The organism is Nocardia fusca NBRC 14340, assembly GCF_001618425.1.
Lineage (GTDB): Bacteria > Actinomycetota > Actinomycetes > Mycobacteriales > Mycobacteriaceae > Nocardia > Nocardia fusca.
The window spans coordinates 487,575-513,127 of record NZ_BDCU01000017.1; the positions used below are offsets into that span (position 1 = coordinate 487,575).

The window sequence follows — 25,553 nt, forward strand, 5'->3', positions numbered from 1 at the left end:
CGTCCCACGGCATCAGCGAGAGGACTCGGCCGCCGCGAGATCGTGCCCGCGCAGTCGCTGGGAGATCACCTGGGTGATGCCGTCACCACGCATGCTCACGCCATAGAGCGCGTCCGCGATCTCCATGGTCGGTTTCTGGTGGGTGATGACGATCAGCTGGCTCTTCTCCCGCAACTGCTCGAACAGCCCGATGAGCCGGCGCAGGTTCGTATCGTCGAGCGCCGCCTCCACCTCGTCCATCACATAGAACGGCGAGGGGCGGGCGCGGAAGATGGCGACCAGCAGCGCCACCGCGGTCAGTGATTTCTCCCCGCCGGACAGCAGCGACAGCCGTTTGACCTTCTTCCCGGGCGGCCGCGCCTCCACTTCGATACCGGTGGTGAGCATATCGGTGGGGTCGGTGAGCAACAGCCGGCCGTCGCCGCCGGGGAACAGCGCGGCGAAGACCTGGACGAACTCCCGTTCCACATCGGCGTAGGCATCGGTGAAGACCTGCAGGATCCGCGCGTCGACCTCGGCCACCACATCCAGCAAATCCTGGCGGGCCTTCTTGACGTCCTCGAGCTGGGTGGCCAGGAAGTTGTAGCGCTCCTCGAGTGCCGCGAACTCCTCCAGGGCCAGCGGGTTGACCTTGCCCAGGGTGGCCAGATCTTTTTCGGCGCGTTTGGCGCGCCGCTCCTGCGACGCGCGGTCGAACGGCATCGGCGCCGGTGCGCTGACCTGCTCACCGCGCTCCTTGGCCTGCTCGTATTCCCGCATCTCCAGCTCGCTGGGCGGCAGGGCGACCGCGGGACCGTATTCGGCGATGAGATCGTCGAGCGCGATCCCGAACTGTTCGGCGATGGTGGCTTCCAGCTGTTCGATCCGCAACGCCGCCTGCGCTTTGGCGACCTCGTCGCGGTGGACCGCGTCGGTGAGCTGCTCGAGCTGGGCGTTCAGAGCCCGCACCCGCTCCTTGATCCGGTCCACCTCGGTGGCGCATTCGGTACGCCGCCGGACCAGTTCGTCGCGGCGTGCGGCGGCGGCCGCCACCACTTTCTCGAGTTCGGCGGCCAGGTCCGCGCCGGATTCGGCGACCGCGGCGGCGACGCCTGCGGCCTGACGCCGGGCGGCCTGCGCCCGTTCGGCCCGGGCCCGCGCCTCGCGTTCGGCACGGGCGGCGCGCCGGAGCGTTTCCGCCTTACCCCGGACCGATTCGGCACGCTCCTCGGCCGTGCGCACCGCCAGCCGCGCTTCTACCTCCATGGCCCGGGCCTCGGCGAGCGCGGCGGCGGCCTCCTCCCGGGCCAGTGCGGCGGCCTCGGTTCCGGCGGCGCCGGCGGCATCACTGTCGGTATCGGCCTGTTCGCGCTCGGCGTGCCGCAGCCGGTCCTCGAGCTCGGCCAGCTCGCCGACCGCTTTCTCGTGCGCGGTCTCGGCGTCGGCGCGCTGGCCGGTCAGCCGCTCCGATTCGGCGTCGGCCGCGCGGACGGCCGCACCGAGCCGGCCGAGCCGCTCGTAGACGGTATTGAGGGCCTGATCGGATTCGTGCAGGGCCAGCAGGGCATGGTCGACCGCTTCTTTGCGGTCGGCCTGTTCCTCCAGCGCCCCGGCCAGGCCGGCCTCCAACTCTTCGGCGTGCCGACGGGCGGCGATCAGATCGGCCTCGGCGGCATCGATACTCGCCTGGATCTCCAACCGGCTGGGTGACCGGTCCGAACCTCCGACCAGCCATCCGGTCCCGGCCAGATCGCCCTCCCGGGTGACCACCCGCAGTTCCGGGCGCGCATTCAGCAGCGCGGACGCCGCGTCCAGATCGGCGACCACCGCGACCCGGCGGGTCAGCGCCACCACGGCCGCGCGTACCGGATCCGGGCAGTCCACCACATCCAGCAACCAGCGGGCCGCCCCGGGCAGGGCCGGTTCTTCGCGATCCGCCGCCGCCGGCCCCTCGTACACAAGTGCGGCCCGCCCACCGTCGGCCTTCCCCAGGGCCCGCAGTGCGCTGAGGGCCGTCTCCCCGGTATCGGCCACCACCGCTTCGGCCACCGGCCCCAGTACCGCCGCGACCGCGGACTCGTACCCGGTGTGTACCCGCAACTGCCCCGACAGCGGGCCCAGCAGTCCGGCCGGATGGTTCTCGGTGAGCCAGGCCGCACCGTCGCGGCTGGCCAGGTTCATGCCGAGCGCTTCGATCCGCGCGGTCAGCGAGGCCACCAGCCGACCGGCCTCCCGATCCTCGGCACGCAGTTCGGTGACCCGGCGGTCGGCCAGTCCGAGCGCCTCCACGGCATGTTCGTGCTGGGCGTCGAGCCCGGCCTCGCCGGCGTCCAGCTCGGCCAGTTCGTCCTGCACCGCGTCGAATTCCGACCGAGCCGCGGTGCCCCGCGCCCGGGCCTCGGTGATGGCGGTGGACAACCGCACGATCTCGGCGTCCATCGATTGCGCGCGGGTGCGCAGGTTCTCGACCTGCCCCGATAACCGGACCAGCCCCTCGCGCCGGTCGGCGATGGCTCGCACCGCGGCCAGATGCGCCTGTTCGGCGGCTTTGGCGGCATGCTCGCGGTCGCCCAGACTCTCCCGCGCGGCCTCCAGCGTTTCGGTGGCCATCTCGACGGCCTCGCGCAGTTCGGCTTCCTCGGCCTCCACCCGGTCGGCTTCGGCCTCGAGCTGATCGGGGTCGCGGCCGGTATTCGCGGGGGCGGCGGTATCGAGGTGCCGGGCGCGATCACCGGCGATCCGGATGGTCGCATTGACCCGTTCGGAGAGGGCGGAGAGCTGGAACCACAGTTGTCCGGCGGCCTCGGCCCCGGGAGTGAGCCGGGAGAGCTGGTATTCCTGCTGGGCGAGCGCGGCATTCGCGGCATCGAGTTCGCTGCGCACGGTGATCTGCTGTTCCCGCGCGTAGGCCTCTTTGCTCTGCTGGCTCTCCAGTTCGTTGCGCCGGGTGACCAGATCGTCGGCGGCCAGCCGTAACCGGGCGTCGCGCAGATCCGCCTGCACCGTCTGCGCCCGGCGGGCGACCTCGGCCTGCCGGCCCAGCGGTTTGAGCTGGCGGCGCAGTTCGGTGGTGAGGTCGGTGAGCCGGGCCAGGTTGGCCTGCATCGCATCCAGTTTGCGAACGGCCTTTTCCTTGCGTTTGCGGTGTTTGAGCACACCGGCGGCTTCCTCGATGAAGGCGCGCCGGTCCTCGGGGCGCGATTCGAGAATCGCCGAGAGCTGGCCCTGCCCGACGATGACGTGCATTTCCCGGCCGATACCGGAGTCGCTGAGCAGTTCCTGCACATCCATGAGCCGGCAGGAGTTGCCGTTGATCTCGTATTCTCCGGCGCCGTCGCGGAACATGCGGCGGGTGATGGAGACCTCGGCGTAGTCGATGGGCAGGGCGCCGTCGGAATTGTCGATGGTCAGCGTGACCTCGGCGCGGCCCAGCGGGGCCCGCCCGGAGGTACCGGCGAAGATGACGTCCTGCATCTTCCCGCCGCGCAACGCCTTGGCGCCCTGTTCGCCCATCACCCAGGTGAGCGCGTCGACGACATTGGATTTACCGGAGCCGTTGGGCCCCACCACACAGGTGATCCCGGGCTCGAAGCGCAGAGTCGTCGCGGACGCGAAGGATTTGAAACCCTTCAACGTCAAGCTCTTCAGGTGCAACGCCGACGACCCTTTCCGCCTCCGTGACTGTCCGCCTCGCCCAGGCCGATCAGCCATGGTATAGGCCTGCGGCGCCGTGACCCCAACCGGCGCACCGGCCGTGGCCGATCGATTGCCGGGTACACCGGCGACCGCGACCGGGCGTGTCCGCCGGCCGGATGTCAGGAAGGCTACCGGGCGTTATATCTTCCGGCGATGGCGGTGGCCGCTCTCGATACCGGTTGCCGCCCGTACTGCCAGCACCGCGCCCCACGGACCGATGACCCACATGGGCCAGAAATAGGTGAACTCACCGACACCCAGCGAGATCGCGCCCCAGATCACCAGCACCAGCACGCTGACCGTGAGCCACGCGGTGGCCTCGATCCGCTGCCAGACCGGGAACCGCGAGCGCGGTGTCGCCGGACGCGCCGGTGCCAAGGTGGGCAGGTCCGCGAGGACGCCGGTGAGTTCCTCGCGGGTGGTGGTGCGGTACACCTGCGCGACCCGCTGATCGTATTCGGCCAGGTCGATGCGGCCGTCGCCGAGATGGCGGCTCAGCTCGGCCACGATTCGATCGCGTTCGGCGTCCGAGGCCCGGGTTCCCGCCGTGATCTCCATAACCGCTCCCCTTACAGGTCGGACCACATTCCACAATGGATGCACCCAGGGTGCACCTTCCACTGTGTTATGTCAAGGGTGGGCGGCGCCCCGGACTACCGTTCGGCGAAACCTTCCAGCCCGCCCCGCGCCGGCTCCCACGACTCGACCACCAGATCCACCCGGCCGGGCGTTCCCCCCGACCGCAACAACGCCAGCAACCGGTCGGCCGCCGCACGCGACCCCTCCGCCACCACGTGCACCCGGCCGTCGGCGGCATTCGTGGCATGCCCGGTGAGGCCGAGTTCCAGCGCCCGCGCCCGCGTCCACCACCTGAAGCCCACACCCTGCACGTATCCGTGCACCCAGGCGCTCAACCGCACCGGGTCGGATCCGGCTGTCGCCGCGGCCACGATCAGTCGACCGTGTCGATATCGAACGACAGCGTCACCTTGCTGCCGGCCTTCAGCGTGCGGCCGACCGTGCAGACCTTGTCGATGGCCCGCTGCACCGTCACCAGCAATCGGTCCCGGGCCGCCGCGTCGAGCTCGCTGAGGTCGAGCTCGAAGACCTCGTCGAGCTGCGGATACACCTCGTTCTCCCGGTCGGCGGCACCGGACACCCGGATGGTGGCGTCGTAGTCGTCACCGAGCCGCCGTGACAGCGGGAAATCCGAACTCATCCCCGAGCAGGCCGCCAGCGCGATCTTCAGCAGCTCACCGGGGGTGAACACGCCGGGTACCCCCTCGGAACCGATGAGCACCTCGGCGCCGCGCGAACTGTAACCGGTATAGCGGCGGGTACCCGTCCGTTCCACCCACAGGGTGGTCGGCCCGGCCTGTGCCGCGGGCGCCGTATCGCCCGCTGCCGGGGCGGACGCCGCAGAGGTGTTGTCAACCATGCTCGCGATCCTGCCATCCGCGGTCGCCGCACCGCGCACCCGTCCTCGGCCGATCAGCGCCGGTGCGGCCGACGACGGCCGCGCGCCGGTACCCGGACCCGTCGCTCATCGCGCACTTCGAGCAACACCGCCACGGCCCGCAGCAGGAGCAGACCGAAGACGAATCCGGCGATCAACGCGCACGCCACCAGGGACATGGCCGTCCTCTCCGTCCAGTTCCCGGCACCGGAAATCCTCGGTGCCGCACCGCGCCCGTGCTGCCGGGAAGGTCCGGTCGTATCGGGTCGCTACGTCGGAAACTACCCCGCCGATCCGGCCGGACACTCGATACTTACGCGTTGTTCACGCCGACGTGCGCGGGTTCACGACGCCGGACACCGCAGGCCGCCGACCGGCCGGGCCACCCGTCGGCCCCGACCGGCCCCGAGGCCGCCGGGCCTTCAGCGCGCGGTCGCATCGGTCGGCGCCACCGCGGGCATCATCCGGCACGCGGGTGGCACAGCGCGGGGTCGGCGACATCGGCGCACGGCAGATTGCCGTAGGACCGGATCACGTCCTGACCGGCCTCACCGACGAGAAACCGCAGGAAACCGGCGCCCAGCGAGCCCGGCGCGAAATCACCGTGGCCGAACGCGTACTCCACTCCCCAGAACGGATAGCCGCCCGCGGCGAGCTCGTCCCGGGTGGCGCGCCGGCCGTCGATCGTCACCCCGACCAACCCCGGAGCGTCGGCGGCGTCGCCGGATTCGCTGTAACCGATCGCACCGACCGTGGCGGCGACCTCGGCGAGCATATCGTCGGTATAGAGCGTCTGGCAGCGCCCGGCGGCAGCACCTCGCCGCAGTTCGCGGCAGGTCACGCCGGGTTCGGGTGGTTGCGGGGAATCGAGCAGGCGGGATTCGAAGGTCCAGCGCGAGCCCGAGCCGGCATAACGGTTGACGACACGTACCGGCTGATCGGCGCCGCCCACCTCGCGCCAGTTCGATACGCGCCCCTGGAACAGGTCGCGGATCTGCCCGGCCGTCAGATCCCGCACCCCCGCACTCGGATGGGCGACCACCGAGAACAGCGATACCGCCAGCGGCCGCTGCACCAGGGCCGGATAGTCCGCGCCCTTAGGTGCGTCACCGATAGCGAGCAGCCCGCCGTGACCACCGGCCTCGTCCTCGAGCCGGGCCATACCTCGTTCGCTGCCCTCGAAGCCGAAGGCGAAACGGGCCCCGGGGCACATCTGCTCGTAGAGCCGGGCCGCCTCCCGGATCACGGGCTCGAAGGCAGTGGAACCGACCACGGTCAACTCACCGGTCGCGCAGCCCAGCGGCGCGGGCTCGGGTTCGGCGATATCGAGGACGGTCATCGCCGCGATGACCAGGACGAGGAACCCGGTGAGCGCCACCATCAGCAGTGAAACCCCGGTGCGGCCCTTCGTTCTGGTGAGACCCCCACCGGTCACCACACCCTGCATGACCGGGTCGGGGTAGGGACCGTGCCCCGACGTGCGTTCCAGAGTGGCCAGGATCTTGTAGTGATCGTTGCGGTTCAGCGGGACCTTGGGCAGGTCGATCACGCCGATACCCTGCTCGAGTTGCCGGTGCCCGAAACCCGACTCGGGTTCGAAACAGACGGCCAGGCCCGGATTGCTCAACTCGGTGACCGCCATCCCGATCACTTTGCGGTCCGGGAACTGCAGGTGCAGACCGGCCTGACTGTTCTGCGCGGTCACGTAGTCGGCGGCATCGATGGTGGTGGCGCCGTTGTTCTCGATCCGCACCAGCACCACCGACAGGTCCTGCAGATTACGCTCGGCGCCGTCGGAGGTCTGCCGGAGCTGTCGTAGCGCTCCCGCGTGCCCGGATTCGGTCTCCCCGGTGACCGGGGTGTCCATCTGCACCCGCCACCCGAGCCGTTTCCGGCCGACGACCACGAACTCCCACAGGAACGCGCCCATCGGTATCGCGATACCGGCCAGGGGCAGAACGAGATTGAACAACAGTTCGCTCACCAGTGGCTACCATCCCCCGAATCGACACAGTTCCCACCATCTTTGGGCACCGGATACCGAAACCGGCCGAGCACGTGAACTGTTCGGCCGGCGTTCACCCCGCGGTCACCGCCGGCGCACCGAGGTGATCACCTCGTTCGGCCGCGACAGTGCCCGCCGCCGACCTGCCGTCACCGGCCGGGAGTACGGGTCCACGCCAGCAGTTCGTCCACCGGGCGGGTGTTCACGATCCGCTCCGGCGGGACCTCGGCGGCCACCGCGCGGGCGCAGCCGTAGCCCTGCCAGTCCAGCTGGCCCGGTGCGTGCGCGTCGGTGTCGATGGAGAACTCGCAACCCATCTCGACGGCGAGCCGGATCAGCCGCGACGGCGGGTCCCGCCGCTCGGGACGGCTGTTGATCTCCACCGCCGTACCGTAGCGGCGGCAGGCCTCGAACACGATCCGGGCGTCGAAGTCCGATTCCGGCCGGGTCCCGCGCCCGCCCTCGACCAACCGGCCGGTGCAGTGGCCGAGCACATCGACATTCGGATTCGCCACCGCGTACACCATCCGCCGGGTCATGGTGTCGCGGTCGTCGCGCAACCGCGAATGCACACTGGCGACGACGATATCGAGTTCGGCGAGCAGATCGGCGTCCTGGTCGAGCGAGCCGTCGTCGAGGATATCGACCTCGATCCCGGTCAGTACCCGCAGCGGCGCCAGTTCCGCATTGAGCGCGGCCACCACGTCCAGCTGCCGCCGCAGCCGGTCGGCCGAGAGTCCATTGGCCACGGTGAGCCGCGGCGAATGGTCGGTGAGGGCGCAGTACTCGTGCCCGATCGCGGCCGCACAGTTCATCATCTCGGCGATCGGGCTGCCACCGTCGGACCAGTCCGAATGCGTGTGCAGATCACCGCGCAGCAGTTCCCGCAGCGGCGCGCCTTCGGCACCGATCGGTTTCGCGGCGGCGCGCAGATCGGCCAGATAGCGGGGCACGGCCCCGGCGTACGCCTCCTCGATCACCGCGGCGGTTTTGGGGCCGATCCCCGGTAGCTCCTGCCAGCTGCGGTCCCGGCGGTACCGATCGGCCGCGGCATCGTCGAGGGCGGCGAGAATATCGGCGGCCCGACGGTAGGCCTTCACCCGGTGCGTCTGCGCCCGGTCGCGTTCGAGCCAGAACCCGATCTCGCGCAGGGCCGCGATGGGCCCCGGAGCGGGCGGTCCGGCCTGCTCCGGCCCTCGCGACTCGCCCGCCACCGCCTACCCCACCCGGCTGTACTTCACGAAGGCGACACCGTCCTCGAAGACCTGGCTGGTGATCACCCGGAAACACGCCGGATCCGGCAGTTGCGGGCCGGAGCCGAACAGCGGCCGCCCGCGACCCAGCACGATCGGATACAGCTTCAGGAACACCTGATCTATCTCCGGCAGCAGCGCCCGGGCCAGTTCACCACCCCCGCACAACCAGATGCCCAGACCGTGCTCCCGTTTGAGTTCGGCGACCGCGGTGACCGGATCGGCGGCGATCAGAGCCACCGCCGGGTCCGGCGGCTCGGTGAGCGTAGTGGACACCACGTACTGGCGTAGATGCGCGTACGGGTTCGCGGTGCCGGTACGGACCCCGAAATCGTGGGTCCTGCGGCCCATGATCACGGTGTCGAAGTTCGCGTTGCGCTTGGTGATACCGAGCGCTTCGCGCACCCGCGACGGCAACGTTTCCGGATACTGCGCGGTGATGGCGGGGCCGTGATCGCCGCCGACCGGGAAGAAGTCCACCGAGCCGTCCTCGGTGGCGATGAACCCATCGATGGTGGCGGCGACGTAGTAGGTGAGCTTGCGCATGGCCTGCCTCCCAGCCGGACCGGGTCGGTGATCTTGCGAGGCCCACCGTAACGCGCCGCCGGGCCGGGCGCGAGAGGCTCGTCAGGCGGAAATGCGACGCCCGCGCGGTGGCGGCTGGCAACGCGGGCAGGAATAGGACGAGCGGTTCATGAACTTCTCCCGCACGATCACCGCCCCGCAACGCGGGCACGGCCGGTCGCCGCGCCCGTACACCGCCAGGGCGCGCTCGAAGTAGCCGGATTCGCCGTTCACATTCACATACAGGGCGTCGAAGGAGGTACCGCCGGCGGCGAGCGCGTCGGTCATCACCGCGCGGGCCTCGGCGAGCAGGGTGCGCAGTACCGGACGGGTGAGCGCCGAGGCGATCCGGCCGCCGTGCACCTTCGCCCGCCACAGCGCCTCGTCGGCGTAGATGTTGCCGATCCCGGAGACCACGGCCTGATCCAGCAGCACCCGTTTGATCTCGGTGTTCTTGGTCCGCAGCACACCGACCACCCGCTCGGCGTCGAATCGGGGGTCCAACGGGTCGCGGGCGATATGCGCGAGCAGGTCGGGCAGCAGATCGCCGTCCACCTCCACCAGCGGTGCCAGCACCCAGCCGCCGAAGGTGCGCTGGTCGACGAAGCGCAGTTCACGCCCGTCGTCGAGGGTCGCCCGGATATGGGCGTGCTTCTCCACCGGGGCGCCGGCGGGCTGTACCAGCATCTGCCCGCTCATACCCAGATGCACGACCAGCGCGGTATCAGCGGATCCGCCGCCGGGTTCGTCGAAGGTGAGCCACAGATACTTCCCGCGCCGCTGCGCCGCGGCCACCGTGAGCCCGGTGAGCCGGGCCGCCATATCGGCGGCGCCCGGCTCGTGCCGGCGCACCGACCGCGGATGGGTGACGGCGACCGATTCGACGGTCCGCCCGCACAGATGTTCGGTGAGGCCGCGGCGCACGACCTCGACCTCGGGGAGTTCGGGCATTCAGGATTCGCCGGTCAACGCGCGGTAGGCGGCGCCCGCCGCCTTCTGCTCGGCTTCTTTCTTCGACCGGCCGACTCCCTGACCGTAGGCATCCCCGGCGATCACGGTGGTCGCGGTGAATTCCTTGTCGTGGTCGGGGCCGGTGGACGTGATCTCGTAGCTGGGTACACCGAGACCGCGTTCGGCGGTCAACTCCTGCAGGCTGGTCTTGAAGTCCAGCCCCGCGCCCATCCGCGGGCCGCGTTCGAGCAGGTCGGCGAACAGCCGCAGCACGACCTCGCGGGCCACGTCGATGCCGTGCTCGAGGTGGACGGCGCCGAGCAGCGATTCCATACCGTCGGCGAGGATGCTGGGCTTGTCCCGGCCACCGGTGAGTTCCTCACCTTTGCCGAGCAGCAGATGCGCGCCCAGACCACCCTCACCCAGGTTGCGTGCCACCTCGGCGAGCGCGTGCATGTTCACCACACTCGCGCGCAGCTTGGCCAGCTCACCCTCGGATTTCTCCGGATGCTCATGGTAGAGCCGCTCGGTGATGCTCAGACCGAGCACGGAGTCCCCGAGGAACTCGAGCCGCTCATTGGTCGGCAGGCCGCCGTTCTCGTACGCGTACGAGCGATGGGTCAGCGCCAGTCGCAACAATTCCGGAGCCACCTCGACGCCCAGGGCGGCGAGCAGGCCCGAATGATCACCCGGTTCACCGGGTTCGTCTTTACCCGCGGTCAACGGTCGACCGGTGGTCAGACGGGGGAAACGACCTGGCGGCCCTTGTAAGTACCGCAGGAGGGGCACGCGATATGCGGCGGGGTCTTCTGACCACACGCCCGGTTCGGGCAGGTGATCAGGGTGGGAGCGGCGGCCTTCCACTGGCTGCGCCGCGACCGGGTGTTGGAACGGGACATCCGGCGCTTGGGAACGGCCACGACTAATTCTCCTCTGTACTGTTACGTGCTGTCTCGGTGGAATGATCTCCGGTGGCCGCACCCTCGTCGGGGCTGCCGCTGCCGGGCGATCCGGAGGCGAAATTCGCCAGCCCGGCCCAGCGGGGATCAAGTATCTCATGCCCGTGATCGGATCCCGCAATCGCCATCCGCACGCCGCACTCCGGGCACAGGCCCGCGCAGTCCGGCGAGCACAGCGGCTGCAGCGGCAACTCCAGGCCCAGCTGATCCACTACCAGGGGTTCCAGGTCGATGAGATCGTCGCTCATCCGGTAGACCTCGTCCTCGGAGGAGGTCTGGTCGGTGGCACTGTCCGGGTAGGCGAACAGCTCGGTCAGCGACAACCGCACCGTATCGGTGAACGGTTCGAGGCACCGCGAGCACTCACCGGTCACCGGCGCCTCGAGGGTCCCGGTGACGAGCACGCCCTCGGATACGGATTGCAACCGCAGATCCAGCTCGACCTCCGCGCCGACGGGTACGCCGACGAGGTCGAGTCCGAGTCGTTCGGTGGTGGTGACCGTCCGCCGCAGTTCGCGCATCGAGCCCGGGGCGCGACCGAGGCTGCGGACATCCAGCACGAAACCCGCGCCGTGTGCACGAGGTGCACCGGAACGCGAGCGCGCGGTGGTATCGGCAGGCATCGCAAACACTCCACTGGGTGGGTCGGGACAGGTGGTTTGCGCCGGAATCGGCGAGCAACCACCCCACAGTACGCGACCTGGCCGGACCGGCAAAACTCGGCGGGGAGGTCCGGATCCGGATGCCCGGTCGTTGTCTACTCCGAACGGCCGGCATCCGTGGTCGGGGCCCGCCCCGGTTTTGGAGCGACGGAGCGAGGGAGCGCAGCGACTGAGTGGAGGAGTGAAGAACCGGGGTCACGAGGGCCCCGGCCCCGCCCCGCCGGAGGCGGGGCCGATATCACCGCCGGAACTCGGCGGCGTAATCGGGAACGCCCGCCCCGTTGCGCAACTGCTGGCGGCCCCGGCCGACGGTGCGCAGCGCACTGCCGAGGGTTTCCTCGAACTCGGCGAGTTTGGTGTCGACGTAGTGGTCGCAGTCGGCGCGCATCCGGTCGGCCTCGGCGTGCGCGGTGTCGATGATGCGGGCCGATTCGGCGTGCGCGGCCCGCACCACCTCGGTGTCCTCCACCAGCCGGCGTTGTTCGGCCTGGCCGTCGGCGACCGAGCGGTCGTAGGAGGCCTGGCCGGCCTCGACGGTCCGTTCGGCCTCGGCGCGGGCCCGGCCGGTAACCGCCTCGTATTCGGCCTTGGCGTCGGCGACGAGGCGTTCGGCCTCGGCGGTGGCCGTATCGACCATCCGGTCGGCGTGCGCGGTGGCCTCGGCGACCATCCGGTCGGCGTGCGCCTTGGCCTCGGCGAGGATCCGGTCGGCTTCGGCGCGGGCGTCGGCCACCGTGCCGGCGGCCTGTTGGTCCGCGGACCGGATGGTGTCCTCCGCGAGCCCCCGGGCGTCGTCGACGATCTTGTCCCGGTGATCGAGCACATCCTGGGCGTCGTCGATCTCGGTGGGCAGCGCGTCCCGCACATCGTCGAGCAGATCGAGGGTTTCCGGACGCGGCACGATGCAGTTGCGCGTCGCGGGGATACCCCGCGCCTCCTCGACTATGGCGACCAGTTCGTCGAGCGCCTCGAATACCCGGTACATGCTCACTGTCCTCCTGCTGACGATCGGCGACACATCACGCCGTTCCCAGTGTGCCCCGGGCCGGTGGATGCGCCGAACCTACTTTCGGTGTGTCGCCCGGTCTGCCCGATATCTGCAGAGTCACACAATCAACTGGAGACCCACCCTCCGCTTGGTGTTAAATTCTTAGGGAGCCCAACCGCGGCACGGAGGGGCTGCCTGTCCCTTGCCCGATCGGAACCGCCCATGACCATCCTGCAGTTGCCTACCTCCACGGCACTGACCACCGGGGATCTGGATATCGATTGGCCGGAACCGTTCGCCCCCGCCGCCTGGCGGCAGCGCCTCCTGCAATACCTGCGCGGTGACCGTGCGTTCCCGCAGTTGATTCGTTTCGCACTGGTCGGTGGATTGAGCAATATCTCGTATGTCCTGCTCTTCCTGACCCTCACCGGCGCCGGAACGCTACTGGCCAACGTGGCCGGCTCGGTGGTGAGCACCGTCCTGGCCAACGAACTGCACCGCCGGCTCACCTTCCACGCCGCCGAGCGGGTCGGCTGGTTCACCGCGCAGTGGGAAGGCGGCGGCCTGGCGCTGCTGGGGCTGGGTATCAGCACCGCGGCCCTCGCCGCGCTGGAGGTGTTGGCCCCGACACTGAACGAACCCACCCAGGCCGCGGCCGTGCTGGCGATCAGCGCCGCGGTCGGTGGTCTGCGGTTCCTGGCGTTGCGCGGGCTGGTGTTCCGGCCGCTGGCGCGGGCCCGGGAAATGACCGCCCAGCGGTCCGGGTCAGCCCGCCCGCTCGGCCAGCCGGTCGAGTAGGCGTTTGTGCACCAGCGGCGGCAGCATATCGCTGACATCGCCGCCGAAGGCCGCCACTTCCTTGACAAGGGAGCTGGACAGGTAGCCGAAGCTGGGGTTGGTCGCGAGGAAGAGCGTGTCGACGCCGGAGAGCTTCTTGTTCATCTGCGCCATCTGGAGTTCGTAGCCGAAATCACCGGCGTCGCGCAGCCCCTTGACGATGGCGGTGATGCCCTGCTCCCGGGCGAAATCGACCAGCAACCCGTCCCAGGAGGCGACCCGCACGTTCGCCAGGTCCGCGGTGGCGTCCCGCAGCATCTCGATCCGCTCGTCGACCGAGAACATGCCCTGCTTCTTCTTGTTGATCATCACCGTGATCACGACCTCGTCGAACTGTTCGGCGACCCGCCGGAACACATCGAGATGGCCGTTGGTCACCGGATCGAAGGATCCCGGGCACAAAGCTCCTGCCATGGGTCAGACGCTAGCAGGTTCGCCCGGGTCCGCCGGGGTCGCGCCGAGGTACACCGCCGACTCGATCCGGGTCTCCCCGTAGCGCCGCGCGGCGCGACCCTCGAAGCCTGCGGGCCAGGCGATCTCAGCCGACCGCGCGGAGCGTTCCACCAGCAATAACGCTTCCTCGGCGAGCCACCCGTGCGTGGCGAGCGCCGTGAGATCGCCCTCGACGGCCGCGGTCGGCAGCTCGTAGGGCGGATCGGCGAACACCAGATCGAAAGTGCCCGCGCCGCCGTGGGCGAGCACCTGCGTCACCGTACCGATCCGCACCTGGGCACCGCTCAGGCCCAGTTCGGCGATATTGCCCCGCAGCACCCCGGCCGCCCGCCGGTCGGATTCGACCAGCAGCGCGGCAGCGGCGCCGCGCGACAGCGCCTCCAGCCCGAGCGCGCCCGAGCCGGCGTAGAGGTCGAGCACCCGGGCGCCCGCGAGGTCCATCCACGCCTCGATCGAGGAGAACACGGCCTCCCGCACCCGGTCCGAGGTGGGCCGGGTCCCGGCCGGCGGCACCTTCAGGCGCCGCCCACCGGCGGTCCCGGCGACGATCCGGGTCATTCGGATTCGCGCTCGCCCAGCTCGACCAGCAGATCACCGCCTTCGACCTGCTGCACCTGCGCGATGGCCACCCGCCCCACCACACCGCCGCGCGGCGCGGTGATGGCGGCTTCCATCTTCATGGCCTCGATGGTGCCGATGGTGTCGCCCGAGGCGACCGTTTCGCCTTCGGCCACGGTCAGCGTCACGACGCCGGCGAAGGGCGCCGCGATGTGATGCGGATTGTTCTTGTCGGCCTTCTCCGCGGCCGGGATCTCACTGGCGATGGAACGGTCACGCACGGACACCGGGCGCAACTGCCCGTTGAGGATGCACATGACCGTGCGCATCCCGCGTTCGTCGGGTTCGGAGATCGCCTCCAGCCCGATGAGCAGGATGACGCCCTTCTCGAGCTGCACCTGGTGTTCCTCGCCGTGCCGCAGGCCGTAGAAGAACTGATTGGCCGACAGCCCCGTGGTATCGCCGTATTTCTCCCGATGCGCCAGGAATTCCGCGGTCGGGCCGGGGAACAGCAGCCGGTTGAGGGTTGCGCGGCGCTCATCGGAGGTGCCGGCCAGGCCCGCTTCGTCCGCCTCGGACAACTCGGATTCGGGTTTGGCCGCGCCACGGCCGGCGAGCGCCTTTTCCCGGAACGGCTCGGGCCAACCGCCGGCCGGTGTGCCGAGTTCGCCGCGCAGAAAACCGATCACCGAATCGGGGATGTCGTAGCGACCCGGATCGGCGGCGAACTGCTCGATATCGATCCCGGAGCCGACCAGCGACAGCGCCAGGTCACCGACCACCTTGGAGGACGGTGTGACCTTGATCAACCGGCCCAGCAACCGGTCGGCGGCCGCGTATTTCGCCTCGACCTCCTCGAACCGGTCGCCGAGCCCCAGGGCGATGGCCTGCTGGCGCAGATTCGACAGCTGCCCGCCGGGGATCTCGTGGGTGTAGACGCGCCCGGTGGGCGCCGGCAGGCCGGATTCGAAGGGCGCGTACACCTTGCGCAGCGCCTCCCAGTACGGCTCCAGATCGCAGACATTGCGCAGGTTCAGCCCGGTGTCGTATTCGCTGTGCGCGGCAGCGGCCACGATCGCCGAGAGCGCGGGCTGGCTGGTGGTGCCGGCCATAGCGGCCGACGCGCCGTCCACGGCGTCGGCACCGGCCTGCCAGGCGGCGAGATAGGTGGCCAGCTGCCCACCCGGGGTGTCGTGGGTGTGCACATGGACCGGCAGATCGAAATTGCTGCGCAGCGCGGTCACCAGTTTCGCCGCGGCGGGCGCGCGCAACAGTCCGGCCATATCCTTGATCGCCAGCACGTGCGCGCCCGCGTCCACGATCTGCTCGGCCAGTTTGAGGTAGTAGTCGAGGGTGTAGAGCTTCTCTTCCGGGTCGGCGAGATCACCGGTGTAGGACAGCGCGACCTCGGCGATCGCGGTACCGGTTTCCCGGACCGCATCGATGGCCGGGCGCATCTGGTCCACATTGTTCAGGGCGTCGAAGATCCGGAAGATATCGATACCGGTCTCGGTGGCCTCGGCCACGAACGCCCGGGTCACCCGCTCCGGATACGGGGTGTAGCCGACGGTGTTGCGGCCGCGCAGCAACATCTGCAGGCAGATGTTCGGAATCGCCTCGCGCAGCGCGGCCAGCCGCTCCCACGGGTCCTCGTAGAGGAACCGCAGCGCCACATCGTAGGTCGCCCCGCCCCATGCCTCGATGGACAGCAGTTCCGGGGTCAGTCGCGCCACGTGCCCGGCCACATCGAGCAGGCCGTTGGTGCGGACCCGGGTCGCCAGCAGCGACTGGTGCGCGTCGCGGAAGGTGGTGTCGGTGACCCCGACGGCCTTCTGCTCGCGCAACGCCCGCGCGAATCCCTCCGGGCCCAGCGTCAGCAGTTTCTGTCGCGAACCGTCCGGCGGCGGCACCGACAGGTCGATCGCGGGCAGTTTGTCGTGGGGGTACACCGCGGTCGGCCGGGCGCCGTGCGGTTTGTTCACCGTGACATCGGCCAAGTAGTTCAGGATCTTGGTGCCGCGGTCGGCGGGTTCGCGGGTGGCCAGCAGTTCCGGGCGCTCGTCGATGAACGAGGTGGTGATACGGCCCGCGGTGAAATCGTCGTCGCCGAGTACCGCGAGCAGGAACGGGATATTGGTGGTGACACCGCGGATCCGGAATTCCATCAGCGCCCGCCGGGCCCGCGCCACCGCCGCCGGGAAGTCCCGGCCGCGGCAGGTGAGCTTGACCAGCATGGAATCGAAGTAGGCGCCGATCTCCGCGCCCAGGTTCGCGCCGCCGTCGAGCCGGATACCGGCGCCGCCGGGAGTGCGGTAGGCGGTGATGCGACCGGTATCGGGACGGAATCCGTTGGCCGGGTCCTCGGTGGTGATCCGGCACTGCAGCGCCGCACCGCGGATGGTCACCTTGTCCTGGCTCAGTCCCAGGTCGGTCAGACTCTCCCCGGCCGCGATCCGCAACTGCGACTGCACCAGATCCACATCGGTGATCTCCTCGGTCACCGTGTGTTCCACCTGGATCCGCGGATTCATCTCGATGAACACGTGATTACCGCGTTCGTCGAGCAGGAACTCCACCGTGCCCGCACAGCTGTAGCCGATCTGCCGGGCGAAGGCCACCGCGTCCGCGCAGATCCGGTCCCGCAACTCCGGATCCAGATTCGGGGCCGGGGCCAGTTCGATCACCTTCTGGTGCCGCCGCTGCAGCGAACAGTCCCGCTCGAACAGGTGCATCACATTGCCCTGGGTATCGGCCAGGATCTGCACCTCGATATGCCGCGGGTTCACCACGGCCTGTTCCAGGAACACCGTCGGATCACCGAACGCCGACTCCGCCTCGCGCGAGGCCGCCTCGATCGCCTCCCGCAGCCCGGACCGCTCGGCCACCCGCCGCATCCCGCGCCCGCCACCGCCGGCGACGGCCTTGACGAATACCGGGAACTCCATGGATTCCGCGGCCGCCAGCAACTCCGCCACATCGGCCGAGGGCGCGCTCGAATCCAGGACCGGCAACCCGGCCTCCCGCGCCGCGGCGATCGCGCGGGCCTTGTTGCCCGCCAGTTCGAGAACCTCGGCCGACGGCCCGATGAAGGTGATGCCCTCCCGGGCGCACGCGGCGGCCAGATCGGGATTCTCCGACAGGAACCCGTAGCCGGGGTAGATCGCGTCGGCGCCCGCGGTCTTCGCCGCCTCGATGATGGCGCCGACCGAGAGGTAGGCGCGGACCGGATGACCTTCCTCGCCGATCTCGTATGCCTCGTCCGCCTTCAGGCGGTGGACCGAATTGCGGTCCTCGTGCGGGAAGACGGCAACCGTTCCGACACCGAGCTCGTACGCCGCGCGGAAGGCTCGGATGGCGATTTCGCCGCGGTTGGCAACCAAGACTTTCGAGAACATTGAACCAACGTACCCGGCGCCACACCCAGGGGCGACAGCGAAGTCCACTTCGCAGAATCTTCACAAGTACGTATGGCAACGCTGCGAAGTCTTGTTCACCGCACCGTCATATCTCACCGCCCACGATCCCGGCCTGTGCGTATCATCCGCCGCGGCCATCTCCCGGCTATCGGAGCGGTCCGGGACTCTTGCGAAGATGTGCGAAGCCGGACGCCACCCGGACGCTGTTCGAGCCGCTGCGGGCGGGCGCGGCGCGTCCGCGTTATGGTGGAGCCGCAGCTGGTCCGCCGGCCGGACGACGAGGAGCCCCGAACGTCCGCCCCCGGCGCCGAAGCCCGCACCACGCGGGTGAGAGGGAATCCGGTGGAAATCCGGAACTGTCCCGCAGCGGTGAGCAGGAACGACCGCCGTCATCAGCACTGGGCAGCACGCCTGGGAAGCGACGGCCAGTAGGTCGGCCGACAGGCCGGTGCCCGCGAGTCCGAAGACCTGCCGGTTGTACCGGATACGCCGTATCCGGTGGCCACCGCCTCGTGGACTGGGCGCTGCGGTCCACCTGTGCTGACATTCCGTTCCGGCCCGGCCGGTTCGTTCGGGGTCTCATCGGTGCCGTGCGCACGTGAAAAGGCGATGGCTGTCGAACTTTCAGCACTGGAGAAAACCGTGACCGCTATTTCGCAGAGCCCGTTCACCGCAACGGTTCTCGGACTCCCCCGGGTGGGGCCACGCCGGGAGCTCAAACGTGCCATCGAGTCCTACTGGGCCGGGCACATCGATGCCGATCAGCTACACGAGACCGGCCGCGCACTGCGCCGGGACCAGTACGCAGAACTGACCGCCGCCGGCCTGGATTCGATCCCCGTCGGCACCTTCTCCTACTACGACCAGATGCTCGACACCGCCGTCCTCCTCGGTGCCCTGCCCGCCCGGGCCGCCGGGATCGCGGATCGGCTGGACCGCTATTTCGCCGCCGCGCGCGGAACCGAGTCGGTGGAACCACTGGAGATGACCAAGTGGTTCGACACCAACTACCACTACCTGGTGCCCGAACTCGGCCCGGACACCACCTTCGGCCTGCATCCGCAAGACCTGCTGGCGCAGGTGGCCGAAGCGATCGAACTCGGCGTGCCGGCCCGGCCCGTGGTCATCGGACCGGTCACCTTCCTGAAACTGGCCAAAACCACCGGCGGCGCGGCACTGGACCGGATCGACGAACTGATCCCGCTGTACCGGGAGTTGCTGCGGCTGCTCGCCGACGCGGGCGCGGGCTGGGTACAACTCGACGAGCCCGCGCTGGTCACCGATCTCACCCCGGCGGAACTGGCGACGGTCCGCCGGGTCTACACCGAACTCACCACGGTGGCGCAGCGGCCGGCGGTGCTGGTGGCCACCTGTTTCGGGCATCCGGGCGCCGCGCTGGAGGCCCTGGCCGCCACCGATATCGAAGGTATCGCCGTGGATCTGGTCGCGGGCACCGACGTCGCCGCGGTGGCGGCCGTCCCCACGCTGTCGCACAAACTGCTGGTCGCGGGTGTGGTCGACGGCCGCAATGTCTGGCGTACCGACCTCGACGGTGCGCTGTCGACGCTGGCCACCCTGCTGGGCAGCGCGCGGGCACTGGCCGTTTCCACCTCGTGCTCGCTGCTGCACGTCCCGTACTCACTGGCGGTGGAGACGCGGCTCGACGACGCGCTGCGCTCCTGGCTCGCCTTCGGCGCCGAGAAGACCGCCGAGGTGCGCGTGCTGGCAACAGGCTTGCACTCCGGCACCGAGGCGATCGCCGCGGAACTGCAAACCGCCCGTGCCGCCGCGGCGAGCCGCCGCGCCGATCCGCGGATCACCAACGCCCAAGTGCGGGCGCGACTGGCCGCGCTGGGCCCGGACGCCACGCGGCGGGCTCCCGCCGAACAGCGCCGGACCCTGCAACAGGAGCGCCTGCACCTGCCGTCGCTGCCGACCACCACCATCGGCTCCTATCCGCAGACCTCGGCCATCCGGCTGGCCCGGGCGGCACTGCGGTCCGGGGAGATCGAGCGGGCCGAGTACGTACGGCGGATGCGGGCGGAGATCGGCGAGGTCATCGCGCTGCAGGAGAAACTCGGCCTCGACGTCCTCGTGCACGGCGAACCGGAACGCAACGATATGGTGCAGTACTTCGCCGAACAGCTCGACGGATTCGCGACGACCGACCTGGGCTGGGTGCAGTCCTACGGCACCCGCTGCGTGCGCCCACCCATCCTGTTCGGTGACGTCTCCCGTCCGGCCGCGATGACGGTGGACTGGATCACCTACGCGCAGTCGCTCACCGACAAACCGGTCAAGGGCATGCTCACCGGTCCGGTCACCATCCTGGCCTGGTCCTTCGTCCGCGACGACCAGCCGCTATCGGATTCGGCCCGGCAGGTGGCCCTGGCGATCCGGGACGAGACGGTGGATCTGCAGAACGCCGGTATCCGGATCGTCCAGGTCGACGAGCCCGCGCTGCGGGAACTGCTTCCGCTGCGCGACGCCGATCAGCAGGCGTACCTGGACTGGTCGGTGCACGCGTTCCGGCTGGCGACCTCCGGGGTGGCCGACTCCGTCCAGATCCACACCCACCTGTGCTATTCGGAGTTCGGTGAGGTGATCGACGCCATTGCCGGACTGGACGCCGATGTCACGTCCATCGAGGCCGCCCGCTCGCGCATGGAGGTACTGGGCGATCTGACCGCCTCGGGCTTCGCCGCCGGGGTGGGACCGGGCGTCTACGATATCCACTCGCCCCGGGTGCCCGGCGTCGAGGAGATCACCGCGTCCTTGCGCGCCGCCCTGGAAGCGGTTCCGGCCGAACGGCTCTGGGTCAATCCCGATTGTGGCCTGAAGACCCGCGGCCCGGCCGAGGTGGAGGCATCCCTGCGCAATATGGTGGCCGCCGCCCGCGGCGTCCGCTGAATTCCCGGCCCGGGCCGCCTCGCCCGCGGCCCGGGCCGTTCAGCCCTCCAGCTCCCCTGCCCCGGGCTCCCGGCGCTTCGTCCGCCGGACCACACAGTGCGGGCAGGCCTGCGCCACCCGCAGCACCGGCCGGATCCGGGCCGGCGCGGACGGTCCCCGCCGCACCGCCCGGCACCCCTGTCTTTCCTCCATGACGCCAACCCTTTCCCCTCGGCGATTCCGTTGCCAGGTTTGACGCCGAGCGCCCCGGCACGGTTCCCGCGCTGCCCGATCAGGATTTGGCCAGGTACTCCAGGCGTTCGGAATCCACGGCGGCGTGCATCATCGCCGCCAGCCCGGGATGCCGGGTCAGCCCGGGATCCTGTTCCACCACGGTGCGGGCCAATTCCTGGGCGGCGGTGATGACCTCGAGATGGTCGAGCAGCGACAGCAGGCGCAACGACCGGGTAGTTCCCGACTGCGCGGCGCCGAGCACATCACCCTCGCGGCGCTGCCGCAGATCGAGTACCGAGAGCTCGAATCCGTCGGTGGTGGCGGCGACGGCCTCCAGCCTGGTCATCGCCGGACCCCCGGGCGCGGCATCGGTGATCAGCAGGCACAACCCGGGATGCGCACCGCGCCCGATCCGGCCCCGGAGCTGATGCAGCTGGCTCACACCGAACCGGTCGGCGTCCACGATCACCATCACGGTCGCGTTCGGCACGTCCACGCCCACCTCGACCACCGTCGTACAGACCAGCACATCGATATCGCCGGCATTGAAGTCGCGCATCACCTGGTCTTTTTCATCCGACGGCAGCCGTCCGTGCAGCAGCCCGAGCCGCAGTCGCGCGAGCGGTCCGGTGCGCAGGCGGTCGAAGACGTCGACCACGGCCTGGGTGGACGGGGCCTCCTTCTCCGTGGCTTTCTTGCCCCGCGCCCCGGAACCGTCCTCGTCGTCACCGATCCGCGAGCACACGACATAGGCCTGCCGGCCCGCGCCGACCTCCTCGGTGATCCGCTCCCAGGCCCGATCCACCCAGTTGGGATGCACCCGGCGCGGTACCACCTTCGACTGGATCGGCGAACGCCCGCGGGGCAGTTCGGTGAGCGTGGAGGTCTCCAGATCGCCCAGGGTGGTCATGGCGATGGTGCGCGGAATCGGGGTCGCGGTCATCACCAGCAGATGCGGGGAGAAACCCGATTTCGCCTTGGCCCGCAGCGCATCGCGCTGCTCCACCCCGAACCGGTGCTGTTCGTCCACCACCACCAGGCCCAGATCGAAGAATTCGACCGCGTCCTGGATCAGGGCGTGGGTACCGATCACGATGCCCGCGTCCCCGGTCACCGCGGCGAGGAGGGCGGCTCGTTTCGTCGCGGCCGGCATGGAACCGGTCACCAGCGTCACCCGGGTGGCGGTATCGGCCGCGCCCAGCTCCCCCGCCTGCCCGAGATCGCCCAGCATCGCCCGCAGCGACCGATAGTGCTGGGCGGCGAGCACCTCGGTGGGCGCGAGCAGCGCGCACTGCTGACCCGCATCGATCACCTGCAGCATGGCGTGCAGCGCGACGATGGTCTTACCCGAACCCACCTCGCCCTGCAGCAGCCGGTGCATGGGTTGCTCCCGGGACAGATCCGCCGAGATCTCGCCGATGACCCCGCGCTGTCCCTCGGTGAGTTCGAACGGCAACCGCTCCTCGAAGGCGGCGACGATTCCGTCCCCGCGCAGCGGACAGGCCCGGGCGGTGCGGCCCGCCACCTCGTGCCGCCGTTCGGCGAGGACCAGTTGCAGTGCCAGCGCCTCGTCGAAACGCAGCCGTTCCCGGGCACGTTCGATATCGGCGGTGCGTTCGGGCAGGTGGATCAGGCGTAGCGCATCGCCCACCGGCATCAGTTCTCGTTCGTCACGCACTTCGGCGGGCAGCGGATCCGCGAGCGGGTCGAGCTGGTCGAGAACCTGCCGGACACAGGCCAGGATCTCCCAGCTCTGCACCTTCGCCGTCGCCGGATAGACCGGGATGAACTCACGATCGAAGAAGGACATGTCCACCCCGCCCGCGCCCTTCGCGCTCTGCGCGATCCCGCGCAGGTCACCCCCGCCGCGCACGGTGGTCAGGGTCGGCTCCTCGTCGTCGGCCTCCGGCAGGATCAGATATCCCGGATGGCTGAGATTCCACTGACCGGGCCGCCAGTAGTTGACCGTGCCCGACATCATCGCCCGGACACCTGGGCGGACCGCGTATTTCACCTTGTCACCGTTGAAGAACGTGACATCCACGCCGCGCCCGGCGCCGGTATCGAGCACCACCTTCAGCAGCGACCCGCGCCGCTGCCGCATCGGCCGCAGATCCGCCTTGGTGACCCGGCCGATCACGGTGATGTGCGCCCCGTCCTCCGGCGCCTCCTCGGTGAGCGGCTGTCCCTGGGTGGCGTAGCGCAGTGGATAGTGACGCAGCAGATCTTCCACGGTGTCCATATCGAACGCGTCCGCCAGCGTTGCGGCGGCCTTCGCGCCGAGCAGATGGTCGAGCCGGTCGCTCAGTGTCGCCATCGCGCTACTCCTGTCCCCACGGCCCGCGGCGGCGGGTCCGGCGGATACTCATTCCACACCGATCTGTATCAGGTCACCCTGCTGGCCTCCGGCATACACCGTGACCTCCACACCGGGGAATTCGTCACCGATATGCCGCGCGAGGTCGTCGGCGAGCCCGTCCGGCGCGTCCGCACCGACCAGCAGGGTCACCAGTTCGCCGCCCAGCCCGAGCATCCTGTCCAGCAGGGTCTGTCCCGCGGCCCGGGTATCCCGGTCGATCACCACCACATCGTGGCCCACCAGGCCGAGCCCGTCCCCGGGGGCACAGGTCCCGACCATGGTGAGCGCCCGTCCGCGGGCGCGGCGCAGCGCGCCCCAGCGGGTGCTCGCGGCCGCCTCGGACATGGTGAAGGCATCGTCCACGGCGATCCGGGCGTGATCGTGCACCGCCAGGGCCGCGAGGCCCTGAACCATGCTGGCGCTCGGCAGCAGCAGCACGTCACGGTGCGCGTCGCGCGCTGCCGCGCCAACCGCCACCAGTTCGTGGGCCGGTAACGCACCGTTGGGAAGTACCAGCACTTCCCGATGCGGGAGCTGCCGGATGGCGGCGAGCAGGACCGCCGATTCCAGCGTCCGGTCTGCGTTCAGCACCACCGCGCCCCCCGCCTCGAAGAGCGCCGCGGCGCCGGCGCCGGACGCGACGGCCAGCACCCCGCGGTCGGCGGGTTCGCCGCGGCGTCCGCTGATCTGCCGGGCGGCCCGGTCGTGCACCGGCCGGCTATCCGCCGCCGCACGGACTCCGGTGACCACGGCCCCACCGGCGCGCGGCCCGCCGTGGCCGGCGGTCTCGTGTTCGGAGTCCTCGATCAGGTGCTCGATACGGATTGCGACCGGCCGGCCCACGGCGAGTCCGGCCTCCACCGCCGCACCCGCGTCCGCGCAGTGCACATGCGCCGACCAGCCGCCGGCGCCGTCGGCGGCCACCACCACCGAATCACCCAGGGCGGCGAGCCGGGAACGCAGTTCGGCGGCGAGATCGGCGCGAGCCCCGTCGATCCGGTACATCACCTCGTAGCGCTGCGCCGATTCGGGCCGGGCCGACGGCGTGCGGAGCTCGGCGGCCCGGTACTCGGCCCGCACGGGGGTCTTGCCGGTCACCACGGTGACCAGCCCGTCCAGCAGTACCAGCAACCCGCGCGCACCTGCGTCCACCACCCCGGCCGCGCGCAGCACCGCCAACTGGTCGCGGGTGTCCTCCAGCGCCCGCGCCGCCGCGTCGGCGCCGGCGTGCACCACCGCCGCCAGCCCGGGCTCGGTGCAGCGGTGCGCCGCGGCCCCCGCCCGGTCGAGAACCGTGAGAATGGTGCCCTCCACCGGATCGCTCAGGCTCCCCCGGACCAGTGCGGCCGCCCGCGCCAATGCGGCCCGATAGGTCTGTTCGGTCAGCCCGGTGTCCACCGTCGCGTCCGCGATACCCCGCAGTACCTGGGACACGATGATGCCGGAGTTACCCCGCGCGCCGGCTGTCGCGCCCCGGGCCAGGGCCGCGGCCACCGGATGAGCGGCCGGCCGGCCCCGCTCCCCGTCGGTGCCCGACGGCAGGCGCTGCGCTTCCGCGACGGCGGCGCGCATGGTCGCCAGGAGATTGGTGCCGGTATCGGAGTCCGGTACCGGGAAGACATTGAGCGCATCGATCTCCGCGCGCCGCTGTTCGAGTGCCGCCACACAGAGACGGCCCCAGCTCAGAAGTTCGGCCCCGCCCAGCCCGCCGTCCGCGGATCCGGTGGCCGGCGAACCATCACCGCTCACCTGCCGGGTTTCGGGCACCGTCACCTCGTTCCTCGTCGTCGCAGAAGTCGAACGCCAGGTTAGCGGCCGCTCCCGACACCGCGACCCGGGACGGGCCGCGCATACGGCGCTGGTGTGGGTTCGCCGGGTAGGCTCCGGATTGATGGATCAACCCCAGTTTGGTGGATCGCAGCGGGTCGGGCTACCCTTGCAGGGTTGCCTGGCGCGGCCGTTATCGGTCGGCGCTGTCCGATGGTCATCGAATCCGCCGATGCTCGTCGGCGGGCATGACGACATTGATCAGGATCGACCGCTGTACCGGTGGCAGGTCCCCCATGATGACATGAAGGAGTTCGCGACTATGGCTGCCGTCTGCGACGTCTGCGCCAAAGGCCCCGGCTTCGGTAAATCGGTCTCGCATTCGCACCGGCGCACCAACCGTCGCTGGAACCCGAATATCCAGACCGTGCGGGCGCAGGTCGCCCCGGGTAACACCCGCCGGATGAACGTATGCACCTCCTGCCTGAAGGCGGGCAAGGTGGTCCGCGGCTGATCACCGGGCAACC

22 protein-coding genes and 1 riboswitch are annotated in these 25,553 nt (G+C 69.9%); of the genes, 3 read left to right on the forward strand and 19 right to left on the reverse strand.

Going from position 1 to position 25,553, the window contains the following annotated elements; translation table 11 throughout:
* Nucleotides 1–12: 12 nt before the first annotated feature.
* The 13 genes from smc to NF4_RS08750 form a co-directional block, all read right to left on the reverse strand.
* On the reverse strand, nucleotides 13–3,633 hold the full coding sequence (gene smc / locus NF4_RS08700; RefSeq protein WP_063126697.1) for a chromosome segregation protein SMC: 3,621 nt from the start codon (nucleotides 3,631–3,633) through the stop codon (nucleotides 13–15).
* 180 nt (nucleotides 3,634–3,813) lie between these two features.
* Nucleotides 3,814–4,233 carry a DUF1707 SHOCT-like domain-containing protein gene (locus NF4_RS08705; protein WP_063126698.1) on the reverse strand — a complete coding sequence of 140 codons (420 nt, stop codon included), beginning with the start codon at nucleotides 4,231–4,233 and terminating at the stop codon, nucleotides 3,814–3,816.
* Between the two features lie 95 nt (nucleotides 4,234–4,328).
* On the reverse strand, nucleotides 4,329–4,625 hold the full coding sequence (locus tag NF4_RS08710; RefSeq protein ID WP_063126699.1) for an acylphosphatase: 297 nt from the start codon (nucleotides 4,623–4,625) through the stop codon (nucleotides 4,329–4,331).
* Nucleotides 4,626–4,627: 2 nt separating this feature from the next.
* The gene (locus tag NF4_RS08715) at nucleotides 4,628–5,113 is read right to left on the reverse strand and encodes an OsmC family protein (RefSeq protein WP_084532989.1); all 486 of its coding nucleotides are present in this window, start codon (nucleotides 5,111–5,113) and stop codon (nucleotides 4,628–4,630) included.
* A 53-nt stretch (nucleotides 5,114–5,166) separates the two neighbouring features.
* Nucleotides 5,167–5,310: a hypothetical protein gene (locus NF4_RS37575; RefSeq protein WP_157120067.1), complete on the reverse strand. Its 144-nt coding sequence runs from the start codon at nucleotides 5,308–5,310 to the stop codon at nucleotides 5,167–5,169.
* 281 nt (nucleotides 5,311–5,591) lie between these two features.
* On the reverse strand, nucleotides 5,592–7,115 hold the full coding sequence (locus tag NF4_RS08720; protein WP_232330361.1) for a PstS family phosphate ABC transporter substrate-binding protein: 1,524 nt from the start codon (nucleotides 7,113–7,115) through the stop codon (nucleotides 5,592–5,594).
* Between the two features lie 170 nt (nucleotides 7,116–7,285).
* Nucleotides 7,286–8,350: a PHP domain-containing protein gene (locus NF4_RS08725; protein ID WP_063126700.1), complete on the reverse strand. Its 1,065-nt coding sequence runs from the start codon at nucleotides 8,348–8,350 to the stop codon at nucleotides 7,286–7,288.
* A 3-nt stretch (nucleotides 8,351–8,353) separates the two neighbouring features.
* On the reverse strand, nucleotides 8,354–8,935 hold the full coding sequence (locus tag NF4_RS08730; RefSeq protein ID WP_063126701.1) for a dihydrofolate reductase family protein: 582 nt from the start codon (nucleotides 8,933–8,935) through the stop codon (nucleotides 8,354–8,356).
* A gap of 81 nt (nucleotides 8,936–9,016) precedes the next feature.
* Nucleotides 9,017–9,904, reverse strand: a complete 888-nt coding sequence (gene mutM / locus NF4_RS08735) for a bifunctional DNA-formamidopyrimidine glycosylase/DNA-(apurinic or apyrimidinic site) lyase (protein ID WP_063126702.1) — start codon at nucleotides 9,902–9,904, stop codon at nucleotides 9,017–9,019.
* Entirely contained in the window at nucleotides 9,905–10,627 is a 723-nt protein-coding gene (gene rnc / locus NF4_RS08740; protein ID WP_063041739.1) for a ribonuclease III, read from the reverse strand. It lies immediately after the preceding gene.
* Between the two features lie 14 nt (nucleotides 10,628–10,641).
* Nucleotides 10,642–10,824, reverse strand: a complete 183-nt coding sequence (gene rpmF / locus NF4_RS36345; RefSeq protein WP_084532960.1) for a 50S ribosomal protein L32 — start codon at nucleotides 10,822–10,824, stop codon at nucleotides 10,642–10,644.
* 2 nt (nucleotides 10,825–10,826) lie between these two features.
* Nucleotides 10,827–11,486: a YceD family protein gene (locus NF4_RS08745; RefSeq protein ID WP_084532961.1), complete on the reverse strand. Its 660-nt coding sequence runs from the start codon at nucleotides 11,484–11,486 to the stop codon at nucleotides 10,827–10,829.
* A gap of 277 nt (nucleotides 11,487–11,763) precedes the next feature.
* Entirely contained in the window at nucleotides 11,764–12,510 is a 747-nt protein-coding gene (locus NF4_RS08750; protein WP_063126703.1) for a polarized growth protein Scy-related protein, read from the reverse strand.
* A gap of 225 nt (nucleotides 12,511–12,735) precedes the next feature.
* Here NF4_RS08750 and NF4_RS08755 point away from each other — a divergent pair, with 225 nt between their 5' ends.
* Complete coding sequence (locus NF4_RS08755) at nucleotides 12,736–13,311, forward strand: GtrA family protein (RefSeq protein WP_157120069.1); 576 nt, start codon at nucleotides 12,736–12,738, stop codon at nucleotides 13,309–13,311.
* On the opposite strand, the gene coaD is transcribed toward NF4_RS08755, so the two are convergent.
* From coaD to NF4_RS08770, 3 genes are read right to left on the reverse strand one after another with little or no spacing between them, the layout of a single operon-like run.
* Nucleotides 13,279–13,764 (reverse strand): pantetheine-phosphate adenylyltransferase, encoded by a 486-nt coding sequence (coaD, locus tag NF4_RS08760; RefSeq protein WP_063126704.1) that lies wholly within the window; start codon nucleotides 13,762–13,764, stop codon nucleotides 13,279–13,281. The genes NF4_RS08755 and coaD overlap by 33 nt on opposite strands.
* A gap of 3 nt (nucleotides 13,765–13,767) precedes the next feature.
* A complete protein-coding gene (gene rsmD / locus NF4_RS08765; protein ID WP_063126705.1) occupies nucleotides 13,768–14,361 on the reverse strand; it encodes a 16S rRNA (guanine(966)-N(2))-methyltransferase RsmD in 594 nt (197 codons plus the stop codon).
* Nucleotides 14,358–17,756 carry a pyruvate carboxylase gene (locus NF4_RS08770; RefSeq protein WP_063126706.1) on the reverse strand — a complete coding sequence of 1,133 codons (3,399 nt, stop codon included), beginning with the start codon at nucleotides 17,754–17,756 and terminating at the stop codon, nucleotides 14,358–14,360. The genes rsmD and NF4_RS08770 overlap by 4 nt, the downstream gene beginning before the upstream one ends.
* 353 nt (nucleotides 17,757–18,109) lie before the next feature.
* Nucleotides 18,110–18,247, forward strand: a riboswitch (cobalamin riboswitch).
* 139 nt (nucleotides 18,248–18,386) lie between these two features.
* Here NF4_RS08770 and metE point away from each other — a divergent pair.
* Entirely contained in the window at nucleotides 18,387–20,687 is a 2,301-nt protein-coding gene (metE, locus tag NF4_RS08775; RefSeq protein ID WP_063126707.1) for a 5-methyltetrahydropteroyltriglutamate--homocysteine S-methyltransferase, read from the forward strand.
* Between the two features lie 39 nt (nucleotides 20,688–20,726).
* Here metE and NF4_RS37580 read toward each other — a convergent pair whose 3' ends face one another.
* The 3 genes from NF4_RS37580 to NF4_RS08785 form a co-directional block, all read right to left on the reverse strand.
* Entirely contained in the window at nucleotides 20,727–20,879 is a 153-nt protein-coding gene (locus NF4_RS37580) for a hypothetical protein (RefSeq protein WP_157120071.1), read from the reverse strand.
* Nucleotides 20,880–20,958: 79 nt separating this feature from the next.
* Nucleotides 20,959–23,217, reverse strand: coding sequence for an ATP-dependent DNA helicase RecG (gene recG, locus NF4_RS08780; RefSeq protein ID WP_063126708.1), 2,259 nt, complete (start codon nucleotides 23,215–23,217; stop codon nucleotides 20,959–20,961).
* 48 nt (nucleotides 23,218–23,265) lie between these two features.
* On the reverse strand, nucleotides 23,266–24,963 hold the full coding sequence (locus NF4_RS08785; RefSeq protein ID WP_063126897.1) for a DAK2 domain-containing protein: 1,698 nt from the start codon (nucleotides 24,961–24,963) through the stop codon (nucleotides 23,266–23,268).
* Nucleotides 24,964–25,348: 385 nt separating this feature from the next.
* Here NF4_RS08785 and rpmB point away from each other — a divergent pair, with 385 nt between their 5' ends.
* Complete coding sequence (gene rpmB, locus NF4_RS08790) at nucleotides 25,349–25,540, forward strand: 50S ribosomal protein L28 (RefSeq protein WP_011210730.1); 192 nt, start codon at nucleotides 25,349–25,351, stop codon at nucleotides 25,538–25,540.
* Nucleotides 25,541–25,553: the final 13 nt, after the last annotated feature.